Source organism: Actinoplanes sp. NPDC051494 (assembly GCF_044454705.1).
Classification (GTDB): Bacteria; Actinomycetota; Actinomycetes; order Mycobacteriales; family Micromonosporaceae; genus Actinoplanes.
This window is the reverse complement of sequence record NZ_JBITDZ010000008.1, coordinates 354,486-369,191: the sequence shown is the minus strand read 5'-3', so window position 1 is coordinate 369,191 and position 14,706 is coordinate 354,486. Positions and strand designations below refer to the sequence as shown.

Annotated in this window: 16 protein-coding genes; 5 read left to right on the top strand and 11 right to left on the bottom strand. The window is 70.5% G+C overall.

Features of this window, described 5'->3' with window-relative positions:
- Window positions 1–1,676: 1,676 nt before the first annotated feature.
- The 4 genes from ACIA6A_RS27275 to ACIA6A_RS27260 form a co-directional block, all read right to left on the bottom strand.
- The gene (locus tag ACIA6A_RS27275) at window positions 1,677–2,369 is read right to left on the bottom strand and encodes a response regulator transcription factor (RefSeq protein ID WP_396100702.1); all 693 of its coding nucleotides are present in this window, start codon (window positions 2,367–2,369) and stop codon (window positions 1,677–1,679) included.
- Between the two features lie 71 nt (window positions 2,370–2,440).
- Entirely contained in the window at window positions 2,441–3,175 is a 735-nt protein-coding gene (locus ACIA6A_RS27270) for an EAL domain-containing protein (protein WP_396100701.1), read from the bottom strand.
- 180 nt (window positions 3,176–3,355) lie between these two features.
- Window positions 3,356–3,790 (bottom strand): glycosyltransferase, encoded by a 435-nt coding sequence (locus ACIA6A_RS27265; protein WP_396100700.1) that lies wholly within the window; start codon window positions 3,788–3,790, stop codon window positions 3,356–3,358.
- A gap of 90 nt (window positions 3,791–3,880) precedes the next feature.
- Window positions 3,881–5,071 carry a glycosyl hydrolase gene (locus ACIA6A_RS27260; protein WP_396100699.1) on the bottom strand — a complete coding sequence of 397 codons (1,191 nt, stop codon included), beginning with the start codon at window positions 5,069–5,071 and terminating at the stop codon, window positions 3,881–3,883.
- Window positions 5,072–5,110: 39 nt separating this feature from the next.
- On the opposite strand from ACIA6A_RS27260, the gene ACIA6A_RS27255 reads away from it, so the two are divergent.
- Together ACIA6A_RS27255 and ACIA6A_RS27250 are read left to right on the top strand one after the other, a co-directional pair.
- On the top strand, window positions 5,111–6,118 hold the full coding sequence (locus ACIA6A_RS27255) for a LacI family DNA-binding transcriptional regulator (RefSeq protein ID WP_396100698.1): 1,008 nt from the start codon (window positions 5,111–5,113) through the stop codon (window positions 6,116–6,118).
- A 49-nt stretch (window positions 6,119–6,167) separates the two neighbouring features.
- Complete coding sequence (locus tag ACIA6A_RS27250) at window positions 6,168–6,737, top strand: hypothetical protein (RefSeq protein WP_396100697.1); 570 nt, start codon at window positions 6,168–6,170, stop codon at window positions 6,735–6,737.
- Between the two features lies 1 nt (window position 6,738).
- Here the strand turns inward: ACIA6A_RS27250 and ACIA6A_RS27245 are convergent, their stop codons facing one another.
- Window positions 6,739–7,548, bottom strand: coding sequence for a calcium-binding protein (locus ACIA6A_RS27245; protein ID WP_396100696.1), 810 nt, complete (start codon window positions 7,546–7,548; stop codon window positions 6,739–6,741).
- 106 nt (window positions 7,549–7,654) lie between these two features.
- On the opposite strand from ACIA6A_RS27245, the gene ACIA6A_RS27240 reads away from it, so the two are divergent.
- The gene (locus tag ACIA6A_RS27240; RefSeq protein ID WP_396100695.1) at window positions 7,655–8,443 is read left to right on the top strand and encodes an aminoglycoside N(3)-acetyltransferase; all 789 of its coding nucleotides are present in this window, start codon (window positions 7,655–7,657) and stop codon (window positions 8,441–8,443) included.
- A 51-nt stretch (window positions 8,444–8,494) separates the two neighbouring features.
- Here ACIA6A_RS27240 and ACIA6A_RS27235 read toward each other — a convergent pair whose 3' ends face one another.
- Window positions 8,495–9,496 carry a hypothetical protein gene (locus ACIA6A_RS27235; RefSeq protein WP_396100694.1) on the bottom strand — a complete coding sequence of 334 codons (1,002 nt, stop codon included), beginning with the start codon at window positions 9,494–9,496 and terminating at the stop codon, window positions 8,495–8,497.
- 185 nt (window positions 9,497–9,681) lie between these two features.
- Between ACIA6A_RS27235 and ACIA6A_RS27230 the strand changes: the two genes are divergently transcribed.
- Both ACIA6A_RS27230 and ACIA6A_RS27225 read left to right on the top strand, forming a co-directional pair.
- Entirely contained in the window at window positions 9,682–10,539 is an 858-nt protein-coding gene (locus ACIA6A_RS27230) for an AbfB domain-containing protein (RefSeq protein ID WP_396100693.1), read from the top strand.
- A gap of 21 nt (window positions 10,540–10,560) precedes the next feature.
- Window positions 10,561–10,917, top strand: a complete 357-nt coding sequence (locus tag ACIA6A_RS27225) for a hypothetical protein (RefSeq protein WP_396100692.1) — start codon at window positions 10,561–10,563, stop codon at window positions 10,915–10,917.
- On the opposite strand, the gene ACIA6A_RS27220 is transcribed toward ACIA6A_RS27225, so the two are convergent.
- Genes ACIA6A_RS27220 through ACIA6A_RS27200 form a run of 5 tightly spaced genes read right to left on the bottom strand, consistent with a single transcriptional unit; the run spans window position 10,880 to window position 14,578 of the window.
- On the bottom strand, window positions 10,880–11,527 hold the full coding sequence (locus ACIA6A_RS27220) for a class I SAM-dependent methyltransferase (RefSeq protein ID WP_396100691.1): 648 nt from the start codon (window positions 11,525–11,527) through the stop codon (window positions 10,880–10,882). The two genes, ACIA6A_RS27225 and ACIA6A_RS27220, sit on opposite strands and share 38 nt — an antisense overlap.
- Window positions 11,478–11,837, bottom strand: coding sequence for a hypothetical protein (locus ACIA6A_RS27215; RefSeq protein ID WP_396100690.1), 360 nt, complete (start codon window positions 11,835–11,837; stop codon window positions 11,478–11,480). Before ACIA6A_RS27215 ends, ACIA6A_RS27220 begins: the two co-directional genes overlap by 50 nt.
- Entirely contained in the window at window positions 11,834–12,697 is an 864-nt protein-coding gene (locus ACIA6A_RS27210) for an extradiol ring-cleavage dioxygenase (protein ID WP_396100689.1), read from the bottom strand. The genes ACIA6A_RS27215 and ACIA6A_RS27210 overlap by 4 nt, the downstream gene beginning before the upstream one ends.
- A 10-nt stretch (window positions 12,698–12,707) precedes the next feature.
- Window positions 12,708–13,472: a citryl-CoA lyase gene (locus ACIA6A_RS27205; RefSeq protein ID WP_396100688.1), complete on the bottom strand. Its 765-nt coding sequence runs from the start codon at window positions 13,470–13,472 to the stop codon at window positions 12,708–12,710.
- Window positions 13,454–14,578, bottom strand: coding sequence for a CaiB/BaiF CoA transferase family protein (locus tag ACIA6A_RS27200; RefSeq protein ID WP_396100687.1), 1,125 nt, complete (start codon window positions 14,576–14,578; stop codon window positions 13,454–13,456). Before ACIA6A_RS27200 ends, ACIA6A_RS27205 begins: the two co-directional genes overlap by 19 nt.
- Between the last annotated feature and the right edge of the window lie 128 nt (window positions 14,579–14,706).

The window sequence follows — 14,706 nt, the reverse complement described above, 5'->3', positions numbered from 1 at the left end:
TGCAGATATTCAATAGGGATCAGATCTCTGCAATGCGCGACCGTACCAAGTCCCGCAATTACTCACCCGAGCGTGAAGAGTTTCGTCGCGACCATGCCGAACGTCGCGCTTGGGGCAAGTTCAGGGGTCACACGGAGCGCTTGAGGCAGCTACGAGCCGCAGGTGACCCTTGGGCGATCATGGCGGCCGATGTCTCCCGCCCGTCTCTGGCTCGGGCTACGCCTGGACCGGACCGTTCCGCCAGCCGCGCCCTGCCGTCGGTGCGGGGCGGGAGGTCGCCGGCCGGGTCGAGCGTGATGCAAGGCCCGAGAGGCCAAGCCGACCAGCTCCCGAGCACCGACGCGAACCGCTCCCAGCTCGGCGTAGCTTCGTCGGTGCCTGCGGTGCCTGCGGTGCCTGCGGTGCCTGCGGTGCCTGCGGTGCCTGCGGTGCCTGCGGTGCCTGCGGTGCCTGCGGTGCCTGCGGTGCCTGCGGAACGCCGCATGGTTGAGGGAGACGGATCGCTGAGGAGTGAGTCTGGGACTTTGCTCGGGACCCGGTCCGCGGAGTTGCGCCGAGCCGTGTCTGCTGGAACGCGGCCGTCGGGACTGCTGGTCGTGGCTCGGGTTTTGCAGGTGGGTGGAGATGCCTGGTGGCGCTTGCCGGGGAGACCGCGGGGTTCGAAGTCGCTGCGCTGGTCTGCCGTACGGGATCTGGCGGTGACTGGTCGGCGAGCTGCGGCATGGTGGCGGCCGGGTTCGGTTGTCACTGCGCTGGGCTCGGAGACCTGTGCCGGGCCGGCCGTCCTTCAGCGATGGCTGCGTGAGCGCGGTGGCTGTGCTGGGCGCGGCGTCCACGGTGGGGGCGGCGATGGAACTGGTGACCGCGGTTGTGACTGGCGGGTTCTGATGGTTCGTTCGTGTGGCGGCTTCAGGTCACATGAACAGCTTGATTGCCTGTGGTCAGGCCGTTCGCCTCCGGGCTTCGCCTGTTGGTGCGTTTCCACGGTTCCTGGGCGATGGACGTTCGGCCTGCCGCTCGGGTCGATGTCCGGCGGCTCCGTGGAAGCCTGCGGTGGAGCCCGGAAACGGGTGGGCGGGCGGCGAGTACATGCCGCGCGTCAGCAAACTTGCGGCCGGCAGTAGCGCAGGCGGCTGGCAGCAGCCGGGTGTCAGCGAGTCTGCGGCCAGCGAGTTGGGCGTCTGGAAACCGGGCGTCAGCGAGCCGTGTGTCAGCGAGCGGGGCGTCAGGTGGCCGGCCGGCAAGGAAGGGGGCGTCAGGTGGCCGGCCGGCAACGAAGGGGGCGTCAGGAGGCCGGGCGGCAAGGAAGGGGGCGTCAGCGAGCGGGGCGTCAAGAGGCCGGCCGGCAACAAACGGGGCGTCAACGAGCCGGGGGTTAGCAGCGTGACGGGAGTCAGTAGCTGGTCTTCAGCGGGCTGGCGGCAAGGCGGGCTGGCCATCGGTGAGCCGGCGGCGGTTGTGGCTGGTGGGGCTATGGCGGCTGGGTGTCAGAAGGGCTGCCGTCGGCGGCTGGGGCTGAAGGCTGGGCGAGGGCGAGGGCGAGGGCGAGGGCGAGGGCGAGGGCCGGGGCCGGGGCCGGGGCCGGAGCCGGAGCCGGAGCCGGGGCCAGAGCCGGGGCCAGAGCCGGGGCCGGGGCCAGAGCCCGGGCCGGGGGCAGGGTCAGAGCCGGGCTGGGGTCAGGGTTCGAAGCGGTAGCCGACGCCTCGGAGGGTTCGGATGTAGCGGGGGGATGAGGCTGATTCGCCCAGTTTTTTTCGTAGGTTGCCTACGTGGACGTCGATGATGTGGTCGTCGCCGTACCAGTTGTCGCCCCAGACGTCTTCGAGGAGCTGGCCTCGGGTGAAGGTTCGGCGGGGGGCTGAGGAGAGCAGGTCGAGGATGCCGAACTCGATTTTGGTCAGCTCCAGGACTTCGCCGGCGAGGGTTACTTCGCGGACCTCGGGGTCTACGCGGAGGTCTCCGTACTCGCGGATGGCTTCCTTTTTCCCCGCGGTGACCGAGGTTCGGGGGCGGCGGCGCATGGCCTGGATGCGGGCGGCCAGTTCGCGCGGGGAGAAGGGCTTGGTGACGTAGTCGTCGGCGCCCACGGAGAGGCCGACGATCTTGTCCACCTCGTCGCTGCGGCCGGTGACCATGATGATGTAGGCGTCGGTGAACTGGCGGATGCGGCGGCAGACCTCGATGCCGTCGACGTCGGGGAGGCCGAGGTCGAGGATGGCGATGTCCGGGTTCTGGAGCTGGGCCTGCTCGACGGCGGCGTGCCCGTCGGTGACGGCCAGGACGTCGAAGCCCTCTTTTTCCAGCAGGTGCCGGCAGAGCAGCATGAACTCCGGTGAGTCCTCGACGACGAGCGCGCGCGGCCTGGACACGGAACCTCCGGATTGACTGCTAGAAGACGGAACCGACGCTCTTATCGGTCGACGCCGGGCTGATCGAAGGATTAGTGGGTGGTGGAAGAGGGCAGGGCTCCGGGGCGGGCGAGGAAGTAGCCCTGCCCGAGCTTGACGTGCAGGTTGCGCAGCCGGTCGTGTTCCGGGAGGGTCTCGATGCCCTCGGCGATCAGGGTGGCGCCGATGTCCTGGGCGAAACCGACCAGGGACCGGGCCAGCGCCGCTCGGACCGGGTCGGTGTCGATACCGCGTACCAGAGTGATGTCGAGTTTGATGATGTCGGGTCGCAGTTGCAGGATGTGGCTGAGGCTGGCGAAACCGGCGCCGGTGTCGTCGACCGCGATCTGGATGCCGTTGGCCCGCAGGTTCTCGGTGACCGCGATCAGCGCCGGGTAATCGTGCACCTGGGCGTGTTCGGTCAGCTCGACCGCGATGCCGGCCGACGCGTGGGCCAGGAGCAGAGCGTGCACCCTGGGGGTGAGCAGGGCTTCCACCGACAGGTTGGCGCTCAGCCAGGTGCCGGCGGGCATGGCGGGCAGGTATTCGAACGCCCGCTCGATGGCGAGCAGTTCGAGGTCGACGCCGAGGCCCACCTTGCCGGCGGCGGTGAAGGCGTCCACCGGGTTGGGGAAGACGGCCTGGTCGAAACGGGCCAGGGCCTCGTACGCCTTGACGGTGCCGTCCGCCAGCGAGACCACGGGCTGGAAGGTGGGCTGGAGGGCCTGTGAGTCCAGGATCTCCCGGATTTCCCGGTAGGTCGTGGGCGCGATGGCGGTGACGGTCATGCAATCGAGATCGGCAGCGGCCCTCAAGGTGATCTCAGTCCCACGTCAAGTTCGGCTCAAGTAGCACCCGGGTGACAACCGGGCCGGTTTCAGGACGGGTGCCGGAAACGACCTGACCCCGGCAGCGCGGGTGCGCGGCCGGGGTCTTGTGGTACAGAACGGACAGGGGGACGGGGTGGCTCAGACGAGGACGGTGGCTTCCTCGCGGGCCCGGTGCAGGCACTCGACGAGCTCGTACGGGTCGACCTCGACGTCGGCGTCGACGTCGACGAAGCCGATCCACGTGCCGGTGGCGGCGGCGAATCCGGCCTGCAGGGCGGCGCCCCGGTCGCGGATGTCGCGGTGTGCCACGACGCGGGTCCGGGCGATGCCGTCCAGGGTGCGCTCCGAGCCGTCGGTGGAGCCACCGGAGACGGCCAGGACCTCGAACGTGATGCCCTGGGCGTACAGCGCGTCGGTGATCCGTTCGACGGCCCGGCGCAGCGCCGCACCCGGGTTGTGGAACGGGATGACGACGGTGAACTCGACAGCCACCGGGTCCGGGGACTGCGACTCGGGCCGGCCAGGACCGGCGATCACGACGGGGGGAACGGCGATGAGGTGTGCAACAGTCATGCCCCGTAGTTCGGCCGGGTTCCTCAAGGCAGTCTCAGCCATGAGTCAATTGGGGCGCAAAGCTCAGGTTGCAGCTCAGGTGCGTACCGCTCAGGGCCTGGGTTGCGGAACGGTTGTCGAGGCGAGCGCGATCCGCGGTCCGGGCCGGCCGTCGACGGTGGCGGCGAGCCAGGAACGGTTGAACTCACCGTTCGGGGACGCTGCCGCGCGATAGCCGTACGAGATGTCGTCGAGCAGAAGCGTCTCAGCCGGAGCCGATGGGGTGACCGCGCCGGCCCGCAGCGCGGCGATGGTCGAGGCGAAGCGTTCCCCGGTCGGCTTGAGTTTGCCGTCGGCGGTGAACAGGCCCAGGTCGTATTCGAGTTCGGGGAAGTCCAGCAGGCTGCGGGACACGTCGTGCGAGCACCACCACGTGACGCCGTACAGGCCTTCTACCTGGGCGACGTGCCGCAGCGTGGCTTCGAGGAAGTCGGGGGCGTCCCGTTCGGCGACGACGTTGGTGGGGGCGCCGACCTCTTGGAGCCAGACCGGCCGTACGGGATCGGTGTGCCAGGCCGCGGCGAGCCGGGTCAGGTATTCCGCGTGCCGTACCGAGCCGGCGCCGAGTCCCCCGTGCTTCTGGGCGGTGCCGTTGAAGACCCAGGAGTGCACGACTGTCGCGTCGCCGTGCTGCACCGCGTGGGCCGGGCCGAACGGCTGGGTGTCGTCGTACCAGGCCGCGTCGTACATGGCGTGGGTGACGAGCGTGCCGGGGCGTACGCCGGTCCGGGCCGCGTCGACCAGCCGGCTCAGCCAGGCGTCGCCCTCGGCCGGGGTGACCGGGTGCGGTGTGGGGTGCGGCGCGGCGGCGAACTGGTTGACCTCGTTGCCCAGCGTGATGCCGAGCAGGTTGGGCCGGTCGGCGACGGCCGCCGAGAGCGCGTGCACGTAGTCGGCGAGCGATCCGACGACGTCCGGGTCGGTGAACATGTTGCGGCGGTGCCAGCTCTCCAGCCATGACGGTACGAAGTCGAAGCTGGACAGGTGTCCCTGCAGCGCGTCGACGTTCACGTCGAGGCCGACCTCGGCGGCGATGTCGACCACGGTCACCACGTCGCGCAGTGCTTGCGGCCGGATGAGCCCCCGGTTGGGCTGGATCAGCGGCCAGAGCGGCAGCACCCGCACGTGATCGACCCCGAGCCCGGCGATGGCCGTCAGGTCGCGCCGGACGTCGGCGGGGGAGAAGTCGAGCCAGCTGTGGAACCAGCCGTTTGCCGGGGTGTAGTTGACGCCGAATCTCATGGCGGCCATCGTGGGGAACTAAAGCGTTATAGTCAACGGGTGACCGAGCGGCCGACGATCGCGGACATCGCCAGGCGGGCCGGGGTGTCGCCGGGCGCGGTGTCGTTCGCGCTCAACGGCCGGCCCGGGGTGAGCGAGCAGACCCGCGCGCGGGTCGTCGAGGTGGCGCGCGAGATGCGGTACCGCCCACACCGGGCCGCCCGGGCGCTCGGCGGGGCGCGGGCCGGCATCGTCGGCATGGTGCTCGCCCGCGACCCGCGCACGCTGGGATCGGAGCACTTCTACACCCAGCTGCTGTACGGCATGCAGGACGTGCTCGCCGCCCGTTCCACCGCGGTGCAGATGCAGTTCGTCCGGGACACCGCCGCGGAGCTCGCGCTGTATCGCGACTGGGCGTCGGAGTACCGCGTCGACGGCCTGGTCCTGGTGGACCCGCTGGTCGGCGACCCGCGCGTGGCGGTGGTCGGTGAGCTGCGCATCCCCGCTGTGACGCTGGGCCCGGACCGCGACGACGGCCTGCCCGGCGTGTGGGCCGACGACGGCGCGGCGATGACCACGATCGTCGACCACCTCACCGGCCTGGGACACCGGCACATCGCGCACGTCGCCGGCCCGCCGGTCTACCGGCACACCGCCCGGCGCGCGGCGGTCGTACGCGGTCTCGACGGCGGCGAGTCGGTGCCCACCGACTTCAGCGACGCGCAGGGTGCGGCGGCCACCCGGGCACTGCTGTCACGGCCCGGCCCGCCCAGCGCGATCATCTTCGACAGCGATCTGATGGCGGCGGCCGGGTTGGGGGTCGCCCTGGAGATGGGGGTACGCGTCCCGCGCGACCTGTCGATCGTCTCCTTCGACGACTCGGTGCTCACCCGCGTCGTGCACCCGGGGCTGACCAGTCTGTCCCGCGACACGTACGCCCTCGGTGCCCAGGTCGCGGAGTGCCTGCTGGCGGTGATGGCGGATCCCGGGGCCCGGCCCGGGGTGCGCGCCGCGACCCCGGAACTCGTCGTCCGCGGGAGCACGGCCCGGGTCGCCCACCCGGCCTGACCCGCTCGCCGCCCATCACCGGCGCGTGGTGCCGTACGTTCTATGGGCCATGGATGTCATCGACCTGGACCGGCCGGCCGCCGTGCGTCAGCCGCCCGCGCGCCGCCGCCCGCGGACACTGGTCGCGGCCGCGGCGGTGCTCCTGCTCGGCATCCTGCTCGGTGGCGCGGGCACCCGCTGCTGGGACAACTGGCAGCAGCACCGGTTCCTGGCCGGGGTGATCTCGGTGCTGGTGCTCGCGGACACCGGGCCGCAGTCCAACGAGGCGGGCGTCGGCGCGATCGTGGTCAACGACCGGGTCACCGAGGCGTCGCTGGTGCGCCGGGTCACGCTCGTCAACGCCGGGCCGCTCCCGGTCGACGTGCACGATCTCAGCGTGGACCGGCCGGGCCTGACGCTGCGCGGCACGGAGAAGCAGCGCCGGATCGGGCACGGCGAGTCGGTACGGGCCGACGCGGACATCCGGATCGTCTGCGCGCACGGGCTGCCGCTCAAGAAGCTGCTGGTACGCCTCGAGGTGCGCACCTCGGACGAACAGGAGCATGTCGCCGTCGCCGTCCTGGACGCCACCCAGTGGAACGACCAGGCCCGCATCGCGTGCGACGGCGACCTGCTCTGACTCAGACCAGCAGTTCGCAGCTGGCCCGCCGGTCGCGCCGGTCGTCCGTGCACGTGTCCCACCCGGTGCCGCCGTCGACCTTGTCGGCCACGAACGGGCCCGATCCCTCGTCACCGAAGACCCCGTCGTCGCCGGACCCGCCGACCACCACGTCCCGGCCCGGCCCACCGTTCAGGAAGTCGCTGCCGGCACCGCCGTCCAGGTGGTCGGTGCCCTGGTCGCCGAAGATGTGGTCGGGGCCGTTGTCGCCGTACAAGCGGTCGTTGCCGGACGGCGGGTCGGTGACGCCGTCGACGCCGTCGTCCCCGATGTGGTCCTCGCCGTCGCCGCCGTGCACGAGGTCGTCGCCGTATCCGGGACGGATGAAGTCGCGGCCGCCGAGGCCCCAGATCTTGTCGTTGCCCTTCCCGCCGAGGATGTCGTCCCGCTTCGGCCCGCCGGTGATCCGGTCGTTGCCGGTGCCGCCGTCGATGACGCTCCGCAGGCCGGTCCTGTTGACCACGGAGTCGCCGCGGTCGTAGGTGTAGATGTCCACCCGGCCCGGGTTCTTCTTCGTGGTGCAGCGGACCCTGGTCTTGTCGCCCTTGACTTTCTTGCAGCCCTTGCCCGCAGTGATCGCGACCGCGTCGTCGATCGTGACGGTCCGGCCCGAGCGGGTGACGACGACCTTGTTCCGCTTGTCCTTGGCCGCCTTGTACCGCACCGTCGTGCCCGACACCGAGGCCATGCCGGCGGTCGCCGCCTGCGCGGGAACGGCTGCGAGAGTGCTCACCGCGACGGCGGCGAGCGTGAGCCAAACCAAACGAGCCACTGTGGACCCTCCTCCATGATCGACATCAGCATAGAACGTGACGGTTGCGTTCCGGCGTCCACCTTTCGGGCAACCATGGACCGCCGGGCTGAGGCAGACTGACTCGGTGACCCAGTCGCTGCCGCACACCACCGGGACCCTGTCGGGAGACCTGCGCGCACTCGGACTGTCCGCGGGGGACACCGTGCTGCTGCACTCGTCGAAGAGCAGCATCGGCTACGTCGCCGGTGGCGTACAGGCGATCCTGCAAGCGTTCCTCGACGTGCTGGGCGAGGCCGGCACGCTCGTCGTGCCGACCCACACCCCGGACAACAGCGACCCGGCGGACTGGAGCAATCCCCCGGTGCCGGAGGCCTGGCGGACGATCATCCGCGACCAGGGGCCGGGCTTCGACCCGGAGCGCACCCCGAGCCGCTGGATGGGCGTGCTCCCGGAAACGGTGCGCACCTGGCCCGGGACCATCCGTACCGGGCACCCGCACGTCTCCTTCGCGGCGCTGGGCGCGCGGGCCGCCGAGGTCACCGCCACCCACCCGCTCGAGGACGGTTTCGGTGAGAAGTCGCCGCTCGGCGCGGTCTACCGTCTGGACGGCAAGGTGCTGCTGCTGGGCTGCGGTTACGGCTCCAACACGTCGCTGCACCTGGCCGAGGCCCGGCAGGATCAACCCCCGACCACGACCTTCGGATCATCGGTACGCGGTCCGGACGGCACCGGCCACTGGACCACCTGGACCGGCCTGCGCACCGACACCTCCGACTTCGAGACCCTGGGTGCCGACTACGACGCCACCGGCATCCCCCGCCGCGGCCGCGTCGGCAACGCCCCCACCCGCCTGATGTCCCAGCGCGACCTCGTCCACTACGCCACCGACTGGATGCGCACCCACCGCGCATAATTCGGCCGGCGCCGAACGGTTCTATGCCGAAGCCGTCGGCGATTTATCCGTTTAGAGCCGGTCCAGCTGCAGGCTGCCGATGCCGGCGACCGCGTCGACGTCGATGCGGTCGGTGCTCTTCTGCCAGCCGGGGCTGAGGAACGACGCTTCCTTGGCGACCCCGTCGTCGGTCCTACCCTCGAATGTCACCTGGCCGGCGCCGCGCCGGGTGCGCAGCCGGACCGGGACGCCGCTGTCGGCGCGCACCTCGAACTGGTTGACGCCGCCCGACATGCGGATCGGGAGCGTGCCGTCCGGCCGGGGGAGCGTGAGGTCGATCCGGGTGGCGCCGCCGGCCAGATCGACGCCGTCGATGGGGCCGCCGGACAGGTCGAACGTCCCGCGCTTGACCCCGCCGGTCATCGTGATCCGCCACCGTACGTCCTGGTTGAGCAGCACTTCCACCTCTTCGGTGCCGCTGCGGCCGCTCTGGTCGAGGAACAGTTTCACCGCACCGTCGTCGACCGCCGTCCGGGGCAGGATCGGCCCGCCGAACGGGGTGGTGATCCGGTAGAGGTCGTCACCCAGGTCGGTGGAGCGCACCTTCAGCTCGTTGGTGTCGCTGACCATCTCGAAGCTGGCCTTGTCGAAACCGGAGACCGGCGCGGAGAGCGTGTTCGCCGGCGGCGAGGCGGCGGCGGACGGCGTGACGGCAGGTGGCGTGGCCGCGGTCGGCTCCGCGGCGTTGTCCCTGGCGACGACGCTGATCACCACGCCGGTGGCGGCCAGCAGCAGTACGGCCAGAGTTGCCCCGAGCAAGGTCCGGCGCCGTCCTGACGAGTGCGGGGGTGCCGGCGGCGGGGGCGTGCGGTTGCGGGCGCCGACCGGGATCGGGACGGTGATCCGGTGGGGACCGTCGTCGAGCGGTTCCTCGGTGTAATGGTCGGCCGGTGGTCCCATCCGGTGCGGGGCGTCCGGCCAGAAATCGGCGATCGCGGGCAGCCGCGCGGGCTCCGGCTCGGCCCCCGGCCGTCGGTAGAGGGCGTCGGGATCGGTGGAAGGGACATGGTCCACGAAGGACTCCTCGGTGGCGGGCCGGCGGATCGTCGTCACCGGGTCATACGCAGGCGGAGGGCCACCGGATCGATCGTGGGTGAGGATTGCCTCTTGCCTTCGACGATCTTTGCCGTGAATATTACCAACGCCCCACGAAGGGGTATATCAGCACGTTTATTAAACAGTTGAGGGAAGGGACGTACATGTCCCCGCAGGACGGTATTCCCCGCGACGGGGAATGGGTTCCCCCGGCTCAGTATTTTCCGCCGACGCCACCCAAGCCGACGGTCTACACCAGCCCGGCCCGGGCGATGCGGGTGCGCCGCCGGACCCGCGCGGTGTATGTCGGCGGTGGCCTCGCCGCGCTGCTGCTCGCCGTCTCCGCCGGGATCGCGCTCGCGCCCCGCGCGGAGAAACCCGCGACGTTGTTCGTGCCGAAGGACCCGATCCCGCTCGCGCCGGTGGCCTCCGCCACGCAGGAAAGCGCGACGGATGCGCCCGCCGGGCCGGGGACCAGGAACACACCACATTCCACGGTACGTCCGCACGGTGCCGCGACCACCCGTCCGGTCACCGATCCGGTCGCCAGTGGCAGCCCCGCGGCCTCGTCGGCGCCGTCCGCCGCGCCGTCGGTTCCGGCGCCGCTGCTCGTGGTGGGGGCCACGATCGGTCTCGCCCTCGCCGGCGACCCCGGGGTGCGGGTCCGCTCGGACGACTTCCGCGCCCGGATCCTGGCGCTGAATGCGCGGAGTCCGGCGAGGGAACGGGCCGAGTCCCGGTTCGTCGTCCGCGCCGGTGCCGCCGACGCCCGGTGCGTGTCGTTCGAGTCCGACAGTTATCGGGGCCGTTTCCTGCGGCACCGTGACTACGAGCTCTATCTCGACACCTCGGAATCCTCCGCGTTGTTCGCGGCGGACACGACGTTCTGCCCGGTGGAAGCGGCGGGTGGCACGGTCGTGCTGCGCTCGCACAACTATCCCGATCGCTACCTCACCCGGCGTGACTCGCTACTCTCGCTCACGTCGGTGGCCACCAGCTTCACCGTTCAGTCACCACTGTGAGCGCTGATAGCCTGACCTACTGTGAAGCTCAAGCTGAACCGGCGTCAGATCGTCATCGGCGCGGTCGTCCTGCTCGTGGCGGTCGCAGCCCTGTTCGCGAGTAGGTCCGACCAGGCCGAGGGGCCCGGGGTCGCGGATGACGCGGCCACCCGGGCGTGCACCGACTTCGCCGGTGGTTACGGCGACGCGAAGAACAAGACCGCTCGGCTCAGCCTCGCCGACAGGGTGATGGAGTCATCGGTGGAAACCGGGAACGACGCGATCCGGGACCGCGCGGCCGAGATGGGCCGCAGTGCCAACGAGACCGACAGGGTCTGGAAGACCAGCGGTGACGCGCTGATCAACGCGTGTGAGGACGCGGGGTGGCGCCAGCCCTGACCGCGATCACGTCGAAGACGTGCCAGTGCTTCGAGCCGCTGTAGGCCGGCCCGTCCGCGTCCTCCTCCTGCCAGGACACGATGTCCAGGCCGGTGAAGAGCGCCCGGGCGGCCGGCTCGCTCAGGAACGTCATGCCGCCGGTGCCGGCCCACTCGTCCCGCTCGCCGAACAGGTTCACGGCGAGCACCCCACCGGGTCGCAGGCTCGCCAGCAGCAGATTCCACACCCGGTCGAAAGACTCCGGCGGCTGGTACGGCAGGGAGTAGCCGGCGTACACAAGATCAGCGGCGGGCAGCGAATCCAGTTCCGCGTAGTGGCGGACGTCCACGGTCAACCGGTCGTGGACGCCGCCGATGGTCCTGGTCAGCAGCGCGGCGGTGCCGGGGGCGCCGTCGATCGCATGCACCCGCCACCCGGCCTCGAGCAGGGCGCGGGTCTCGACCCCCGCCCCACAGCCGATGTCGATCGCGGTGCCTCGCGAAGCCGTGACCAGCGCGTCACGCAGCAGCGGCCGGACCGCCCGCCCACCCTGGCCGGTGTTGTACGCGACCCAGTGCTCGTCAGGTGGCGATGTCCGGGTATGGGAGGTCGAAATGGGCGAGTCGGGCACCGTAGGCCTTCTGGTATTCGAGGGGTCCGTGGTCACGCTCGAACATAGCGATGAACAGCGTCAGCGTCAGGAACGGGTGCGCCCCCAGCGCGAACAGCGCCACGTGGTCGTGACCGGCCAGGGCGGCACGCTCCTCCGCGGTGAACCGCAGCCACGTCGACGCCTCGCCGTCGTGGCAGTTGAGCACCGCATTGGCTCGCGACTCCTCCCACCACTCAACCGTCTCCCGCGGCTCCGAGCGGTACCGTTCGACCAGCTCGGGATCGCGGTCCACGGTGTACAGGAACTTGTTCAGCAGGTATCTGCTCATGCCGGCGCCCCGTTCGGATACCAGGTGAAGTAGGCCTCCATCGTGTGGAACAGGTCGAGCGTGTCCACGTAATCGGCCTTCTGCCCGGCGCCGGCGACGCCCATCATCAGCATGAAGTCCATGAAGCCGTGGGTGGCGTTGCCCGGTGCGTGCAGGCTGTCCAGGCTCACCTCGGCGAGGCAGCGGTCGAGATCACCGGTGGCGATCCACTCCACGGCCTTGCGGTCGAACTCGGGGTCCGGGCCGTGCGGGCCGAACTGCCGGGGCCCGCCCAGCTCGAGCGAGAGGTGGCCGGTCCCGATGATCGCCACCCGCAGGTGGCTGGGCCACGACTCGACGATCTCCCGGATCGCGTTGCCGAGCTGCACGAACCGTTTGGGCCGGGGCAACGGCGGCGCGAAGATGTTGGTGTAGATCGGCACGATCGGCAGGTCCGCCTCGGGCCGCAGCGTGATGATCGGGCAGGTGACGCTGTGGTCGATCCGCAGCTCGTTGCTGAACGCCAGGTCGAAGCCCTCGTCGAGGCCGGCCCGCAGGATGTGCGCGGACAGGTCCTCCTGCCCCTTGAGCAGCATTTTCGGCAGCCCGAACTCGCGTTCCTCGTTGTAGAAGTTGGCGTCGTAGAACGGTGCCTTGCCGACCAGGAACTGCGGCATGTTGTCCAGCCACAGCTGGTGGAAGTGGTCGGAGCCGACCATGACCAGCACGTCGGGCCGGGCCTTGGTGAGCGTCTCCCGGAAGGCGGTGATCTTGGAGACCCACGCGTCCGCGAACGGCGGTCGGTCCGCGCCGGTCGCGGTGCTGGCCTTGTAGTAGAAGGGATGGTGCGTGGAAGCGATCACGGCGACGACGGTTGCCATGGCGTTCCTCTCAGGCTTCGTAGACCGCGTTGCGGTCGACCGTCATGTAGATGTCCATGCCGAGCGGGCGGCGCCGCTCCTCGGCGAGGTGCCCGAGCAGGCCGGCGGTGCGGGCCAGCAGGGCGAAGCCGCGCAGGATGTCGACGGGCAGGCCCAGGTCGGCCAGGGCCGCGCCGCAGACTCCCGCGCCGTTGAGCGGCAGCGTCTTCCCGAGCACCTGGGGGTGCACCCGGCCGATCGCCTCGAAGAGCCGCAGGTGGTCTCCCAGCAGCCCTTCCTCCTCGGCGATCCGGAACAGCACCGGGGTGCGCGGATCCTGTTTCTTGTGCACGGGATGCCCGAGCCCCGGGATCCGGCCGGTGGCGCCGCGCAGGGTCGAGAGGGCGAGCTCGTCCCAGTCGACCTCGGCGGTGCTGGAAGGCAGCGCCTCGTGCAGGAAGCGTCCACAGTCCTCGGTCACGCCGAGGAAGCGGCTGCCCCCGCCGAGCAGGCCGGCGGCCAGTGCGCCCTGGATCGACTCCGGAGCGCTGAGGTACGTGAGCCGGGCCGCGATGGCCGTCGGCGTGAACCCGTGGTCGGCGAGGGCCACCAGCACCGCCTCGAACACCCGGGTCTGTCCGGGCGTCGGGCGCCGGCCGGCGACCAGCCAGTACGCCAGCTCCCCGAACCCGACCTTGCCCATCAGGTCGGCCGCCAGGTCCTGGCCGAGCAGCTTGATCTGAGTCTCGTCGGACGTGCCGAGTGAGGTGGAGAACCTCAGTCCTTCGTCAGCCACGCGCGGATCTCCTCACCGTGTTCGTCGAGGCCGGGCGGCGGGAGCCGGTATCCGGCCGGGGTGTCCGAGAACGTGATCGGGTTACGGACCGACGGGATCCCGCCGACCGTCACCACCGGGTCGAGGCCGAGCTCCTCGGCCATCGCCACCCCGCCGTCGATCGTGTTGATCGGGGCGCAGGGCACCCCGGCCGCGAGCAGCTCGCGGAACCACTCGTCCTTGGTGCGCTTGGTGAGCCGCTCGATGAGGATCGGGCGCAGCTCCTCGCGGTGCCGGGTGCGGTCCTGGTTGCGCCCGAACCGCGGGTCGTCCGGCAGCTCGGGCAGGCCCAGCACCTGGCACAGCTTGCGGAACTGGCCGTCGTTGCCGGCGATCACGATCAACTCGCCGTCCGAGGTGGGCAGCGGCTCGTACGGGAACAGGCTCGGGTGCGCGTTGCCCATCCGGAACGGGACCGTGCCCCCGGCGACGTACGCGCTGGAGTGGTTGACCAGCCCGGACAGCGCCGACGACAGCAGGTTGACCTCGACGTGCTGGCCGGTGCCGGTCTGCCCGCGATGGTGCAGGGCGGAGAGGATGCCGATGTTCGCGTGCAGCCCGGCCATCACGTCGAAGACCGAGATACCGGCCCGGTACGGCGACCCGTCGGGGTCCCCGGTGAGGCTCATCAGCCCGGAGATGGCCTGGACCATCAGGTCGTACCCGGGATATCCCGCGCCCGCGCCGGTGCCGAAACCGCTGATCGAGGCGTACACGATCCTGCTGTTGGCCGCGGACACCGTGTCGTAGTCCAGGCCGAACCGGGCGAGCCCGCCGGGCCGGAAGTTCTCGATCATGACGTCGGCCCGGTGCGCCAGCCGCTGCGCGACCTCCAGGTCGGCCGGGTTCTTGAGGTCCAGGGCGATGGATCGTTTGTTGCGGTTGATCCCCAGGTAGTACGTGGAGACCTCGTCACGGACCGGCGGCATCCAGGTGCGGGTGTCGTCGCCGCCGGGGCTCTCCACCTTCACCACCGTGGCGCCGAGGTCGGCGAGCAGCATCGTCGCGTAGGGGCCGGCGAGGATGCGGGAGAAGTCCGCGACGAGCAGTCCGTCCAGTGCGCCCATGGGCCGCCCTCCTTAGATGTGACCGCTCTACGGACAGGCGTCCGCGCTAATCGAGTTTCGGTTGTGCCCCCTGGAACTGTCAACGGTCATCGCTACGAAACATGCTGTTGACATAGCGGGTGACCGGC